Below are 5,868 nucleotides of genomic sequence, written 5' to 3'. Positions count from 1 at the left end.
GAAATCGTCGACCACCGTGTAGCTGTCCAGGGTCACCTGCCCGGTCTCGGGGTCGATCTCGACCTCGGCGACATGGGCACCGTTGGGGTAGGACCGGCCCGGCAGCTTCGCCTGCTCCTCGTGCACCAGCAGCTCGGGGCGCCCGGCCTCGCGGGCCATCTCGGCCACGTCGATCATCGTCGGCGCCGCGTTCGAGCCCTTGATGCGGAAGGCCTCGTCGTCGAAGGAGACATCCTCGGGCGCCACCTCCATCTTCTGGGCGAGGAATTCCGTGAAGCGTTCCACCATGGTCGCGGCCACCGCCAGCGTGGCGTTGGACTGCGTCGTGACCGAGCGCGAGCCCCCGGTGCCGCCGCCCGTCGCGATGCGGTCGCTGTCGCCCTGCACCACGCGGATCAGCTCCATCGGGATGCCGGTCTGGTCAGAGAGGAACTTTGCATAGACGGTCTCGTGCCCCTGGCCGTTGGACTGGGTGCCCACGTAGATGTTCACCGTGCCGTCGGCGTTGAATTCGACCTTCGCGGTTTCCGAAGGGTCCCCCAGAATGGACTCGATGTAATAACAAAGTCCCAAGCCGCGCAGTTTTCCGCGGCTTTCGGACTCCATCCGCCGACCGGCAAAGCCCGCCAGGTCGCAGGCCTGGGCGGCGGCATCCAGCAGCCGGGGGAAATCGCCCACGTCGTAGCTCTCGCCCGAAACGGTTTCATAGGGGAACTGGTCGGTGGCGATGAAGTTGCGGCGGCGCAGCTCCCAGGGGTCGATGCCCAGCTGGCGGGCGGCATAGTCCATCGTCCGCTCCATCAGGTAGATCGCCTCGGGGCGGCCGGCACCGCGATAGGCATCGGTCTGCGCGGTGTTCGAGTAGTAGCCCTCGGCCTCGAGCAGAGCGGTGCGAATGTCGTAGACACCGGTCAGGACGCGGGCGAAGAGATGGCTCTGGATCATCTGCCCGAAGTTGGAATTGTAGGCGCCGAGGTTGTACTTCGTCTTCACGTGATAGGCGGTGATCCTCAGATCCGCATCGAAGCCTAGCGCCACCTCGTGCACCAGATCGCGGGCCCCGTTGTCGGCCAGCATCGACTCGGTCCGGTCGGCGATCCAGCGCACCGGGCGGCCCAGCTCACGCGAGGCGAAGGCGCAGAGCACGTATTCGGGATAGGTCTTGGCCTTCATGCCGAAGCCACCGCCGACATCGGGATGGGTCACGCGCACCTGCTCCGCCGGCAGGCCGAACAGCGAGGCCAGCTCCTTCTTGGCGCCCCAGACGCCCTGGCCGCCGAAGCACAGGTGCAGGCGGTCGCCCTCCCATTCGGCGAAACAGCCGCGCGGCTCCATCGAGACCACCATGACGCGGTTGTCGGCCACCTCGGCGCGCACCACATGGGCCGACCCCGCCAGCGCCGCTTCGGTGGCCTCGGCGTCGCCCATGGCATAGTCGACCGCGCGGTTGCCCGGCACGTGGTCATGCAGGTCGGCCACGTGGGGGGCGAGGAAATTCTGCGCCGGCAGGTCGTCGTGATCCAGCACGATCAGCTCGGCAGCGTCGCGGGCCTGGTCCATGGTCTCGGCGACGATCAGTGCCACCGCCTCGCCGACAAAGCGCAGCCGGTCCTCGGCCAGCAGCGGATGCCGCACCTCGGCGCCCTTGCTGCCATCGCGGTTCGGCGCCAGCGAGGCCGAGAGCCCCCCGGTCAGCCCGCCCGCATGCAGGTCGGTGCTGGACAGCACAAGGTGCACGCCCGGCGCCTGCCGCGCTTCGGTCAGGTCTAGCGAGGTGATCTCTCCGTGTGCCACCGGCGAGCGGAAGACATAGGCATGCAGCGCCCCTTCGGGAGAGATATCATCGACATAGCGGCCCTGCCCGGTGACGAAGCGCACATCCTCGACGCGACCGACCGACTGGCTCTTTCCGAACTTCTCCATGACCCTGCTCCCTTCGCTGGTGGCTGCGGGGCATCCCCCGTGGGCGAGACTATCTTTTCGAACCGCATAGTCCAGAGCCGCCGCCGTGTTTTCCTGTGCCAGGTTGCCGAGAGGTCCGCCGACCGCCCTGTCCGTGGCCTCAGGAACCGGCAAGGCCGAAGCGCGCGGGCCGACAGGGGCGCGCGCGGGGCGGCGGGGCTTCACCTTCAGCCGGGCTTGCGCTATCCCCTCGGGCCAGAACAGACGCCCTCAGTCATACGGGAAAAGCCAGATGGCCATGGAAAAGACCTTCGACGCCGCCGAGGCGGAACCGCGCATCTCTGCCGCCTGGGAAGAGGCCGGAGCCTTCAAGGCCGGAGCCAACGCCAAACCCGGCGCGGACAGCTTCTGCGTGATGATCCCGCCGCCCAACGTGACCGGCGCGCTGCACGTGGGCCATGCCTTCAACAACACCCTGCAGGACATCCTGACCCGCTGGCACCGGATGCGCGGTTTCGACGTGCTCTGGCAGCCCGGCCAGGATCACGCCGGCATCGCCACCCAGCTGCAGGTCGAGAAGATGCTGGCCGCTCAAGGAAACGCTGGCCGCCGCGAGCTGGGCCGCGAAAAGTTCCTGGAAAAGGTCTGGGAATGGAAGGGGCAGTACGGCTCGACCATCATCAGCCAGCTGAAGCGCCTGGGCTCGTCCTGCGACTGGTCGCGCAACGCCTTCACCATGGCCGGCGCCCCGGGCGATCCGCGCACGGGTCACGAGAACTCGCCCAACTTCCATGACGCCGTGATCAAGGTCTTCGTCGACATGTACGACAAGGGCCTGATCTACCGCGGCAAGCGTCTGGTCAACTGGGACCCGCATTTCGAGACCGCGATCTCCGACCTGGAAGTCGAGAACATCGAAGTCGCGGGCCACATGTGGCACTTCAAGTACAAGCTGGCGGGCGGCGAGACCTACACCTATGTCGAGAAGGACGAGGACGGGAACGTCACCTTCTCGGAGGAACGCGATTACATCTCCATCGCCACCACCCGGCCCGAGACCATGCTGGGCGACGGCGCCGTGGCGGTGCATCCCGATGACGCACGTTACGCGCCCATCGTCGGCAAGATGGTGCACCTGCCGCTCTGTGATCGCCTGATCCCCATCGTGACGGATGAATACCCCGATGCCTCCTTCGGCTCGGGCGCGGTGAAGATCACCGGCGCGCATGACTTCAACGACTACATGGTCGCCAAGCGTTGCGGTCTGCCGATGTACCGCCTGATGGACATGGCGGGCAACATGCGCGCCGATGGCAACGACTATGATACCTGCGTTGCCCGCGCGCGCGAGATCGCCGCCGGTAGCGATGCCACCGAGATGGAGATCGACACCCTCAACCTGGTGCCCGAGAAATACCGCGGCATGGACCGGTTCGAAGCGCGCGAGGCCGTGGTGGCCGACATCACCGAGGCAGGCCTCGCCGTGATGACCACCGCGTCCGACGCCCGCCTCGGCGGCAAGCGCCCCGAGGGCGAGGAAGGCGAGGAGATCGTGCCGCTGGTCGAGGCCAAGCCGATCATGCAGCCCTTCGGCGACCGCTCGAAGGTGGTGATCGAGCCGATGCTGACCGACCAGTGGTTCGTCGACTCTGCCCAGATCGTGCAGCCCGCGCTTGAGGCCGTCCGCGAGGGGCGCACCAGGATCATGCCCGAGAGCGGCGAGAAGACCTATTACCACTGGCTGGAAAACATCGAGCCCTGGTGCATCTCGCGCCAGCTCTGGTGGGGCCACCAGATCCCGGTCTGGTACGGCATCGACCTCGGCACCCTGAAAGAGGGCGGCGACGGCGACCTCGATCTGGTCGACATGCTGACCCTCTTCATCGACGAGCACATGGTCCACATGGGCGATGTCGAGGCCTGCGGCGCCGAGGTCGGTGACGTGCTCTCGCGCTTCAAGGACCTGAACGCCGACCTGCCCTCTCCGCTGTCCCATGCCCGCATCGTCGAGGTCGCGGACAAGAAGGAAGCCCAGCACACGCTGGCGGCCTCGCTGGCCGAATACACCGCCACCCAGGACCCGACCAAGCTGATCTACCCGATCTGGCGCGATGCGGATGTGCTGGACACCTGGTTCTCCTCCGGCCTCTGGCCGATCGGCACCCTCGGCTGGCCACAGGAAACGCCTGAACTGGCGCGCTACTTCCCCACCGACGTGCTGATCACCGGCGAGGACATCCTGTTCTTCTGGGTCGCCCGGATGATGATGATGCAGCTCGCCGTGGTCGAGAAGGAGCCCTTCCACACCGTCTACCTGCACCAGCTCGTCCGCGACGAGAAGGGCAAGAAGATGTCCAAGACCACCGGCAATGTCATCGATCCGCTGGAAATCATCGACGAATACGGCGCCGACGCGCTGCGCATGACCAATGCCTCGATGGCGGCCATCGGCGGCGTGCTGAAGCTGTCCGAGGAACGCATCAAGGGCTACCGCAACTTCGGCACCAAGCTCTGGAACGCCACCCGCTTTGCCGAGATGAACGGCGTCTTCGAAGCCGGTGCGCCCTCGAAGGACTTGCCCGTCGCCAGTGCCACGGTGAACAAGTGGATCATCGGCGAGACCGCCAAGATCCGCGCCGAGGTCGATGCCGCGCTGGACGCCTACAAGTTCAACGAGGCCGCCCTTGGCCTTTACGCCTACGTCTGGGGCAAGGTCTGCGACTGGTATGTCGAATTCGCCAAGCCCCTGCTGGATGACAGCGCCCCCGAACAGGCCGAGACCCGCGCCGTGATGGGCTGGGTCATCGACCAGTGCCTGACCATGCTGCATCCGATCATGCCCTTCATCACCGAAGAGCTTTGGTCGACCACCGCGCCGCGCGACGGGCTGCTGGCCCACAACGACTGGCCGACCTATGGGCCCGAGCTGATCGACGCGCAGGCCGATGCGGAAATGAACTGGACCATCGCGCTGATCGAAAGCATCCGCTCGGCCCGCGCCCAGATGCATGTGCCCGCCGGGCTCTACGTGCCGCTGGTGGTCACCGGCTTCTCGGACAGCGCCCGCGCCGCCTGGGAAAGCAACGAGACGCTGATCAAACGCCTGGCCCGTGTCGGCGATCTTGAGGTGGTCGAGAGCTTCCCCAAGGGCACGATCACCCTGCCCGCCGAGGGCGCGACCTTCGGCCTGCCGCTGGCCGATATCATCGACGTGGCCGAAGAGAAGGCGCGGCTGGAGAAGTCCCTCCAGAAGCTGGCGAAGGAAATCGGCGGCCTCGCCGGGCGCCTGAAGAACCCCAAGTTCGCCGAAAGCGCCCCGGCCGAGGTCGTCGCCGAGACGCAGGCGAACCTCGACGCCCGCCAGGATGAAGAGGCCAAGCTGAAGGCCGCGCTGGAGCGGATGAACGAGCTGGGCTGAGACGCCGACAGGATGGAAAGGCCCGCTCTGACCGAGCGGGCCTTTTTCATGCAGCAGGCCAGGCGCGACTGGATCGCCATGCCCCGGCGCCAGACAACCCGCCCGCCCGAGCGGGCCCGATACCCTCAGGAAGGACCAGGATCATGACGTCGGAAGTTCTGCAAATCCCCGCAGGAAACGAGATGTTCGACGGCTACCGCGCCGCCTTCGAGAAATACGGCTTCTCTCCGGCGGTGAAATCCGGCGGCTTCCTGTTCATCTCGGGCCAGGTCGGCGCCCGCCCCGACGGCACCGCCCCCGAGAGTGTCGCGGATCAGACCGAATGGGCCCTGAAGCGCGTCCAGGAGCTGCTGCGGATCGCCGGGCTGGACCTGAGCGACCTCGTCGACGTCACCAGCTATCACGTCGATATCGAACAGACCCTGCCCGCCTTCATGGAGGCCAAGGCAAGGTACATCAAGGCGCCCTACCCGGCCTGGTCGATCATCGGCTGCTCGGGCCTCAGCCGGCCCGAACTGAAGGTCGAAATCCGCGCCGTCGCCGCCCTG

At 66.5% G+C, this 5,868-nt stretch carries 3 protein-coding genes; 2 read left to right on the top strand and 1 reads right to left on the bottom strand.

The genetic code is table 11. The features are described 5' to 3' along the window. The coding region (locus OS124_RS0119575) for a xanthine dehydrogenase family protein molybdopterin-binding subunit (protein WP_010141624.1) at nt 1-1,923 on the bottom strand (1,923 nt) is incomplete at its 3' end. A 271-nt stretch (nt 1,924-2,194) separates the two neighbouring features. Between OS124_RS0119575 and OS124_RS0119570 the strand changes: the two genes are divergently transcribed. After that, on the top strand, nt 2,195-5,320 hold the full coding sequence (locus OS124_RS0119570) for a valine--tRNA ligase (RefSeq protein WP_010141623.1): 3,126 nt from the start codon (nt 2,195-2,197) through the stop codon (nt 5,318-5,320). A 143-nt stretch (nt 5,321-5,463) separates the two neighbouring features. Then, nucleotides 5,464-5,868, top strand: a 405-nt coding sequence (locus OS124_RS0119565) for a RidA family protein (protein ID WP_029375590.1), incomplete at its 3' end; no start/stop codon positions are given.

It is taken from the genome of Oceanicola sp. S124 (assembly GCF_000220565.1).
In the GTDB taxonomy this organism is placed as follows: domain Bacteria; phylum Pseudomonadota; class Alphaproteobacteria; order Rhodobacterales; family Rhodobacteraceae; genus Pseudooceanicola.
The sequence above is the reverse complement of the archived record's forward strand: the minus strand, read 5'-3'. Positions and strand labels throughout refer to the sequence as shown.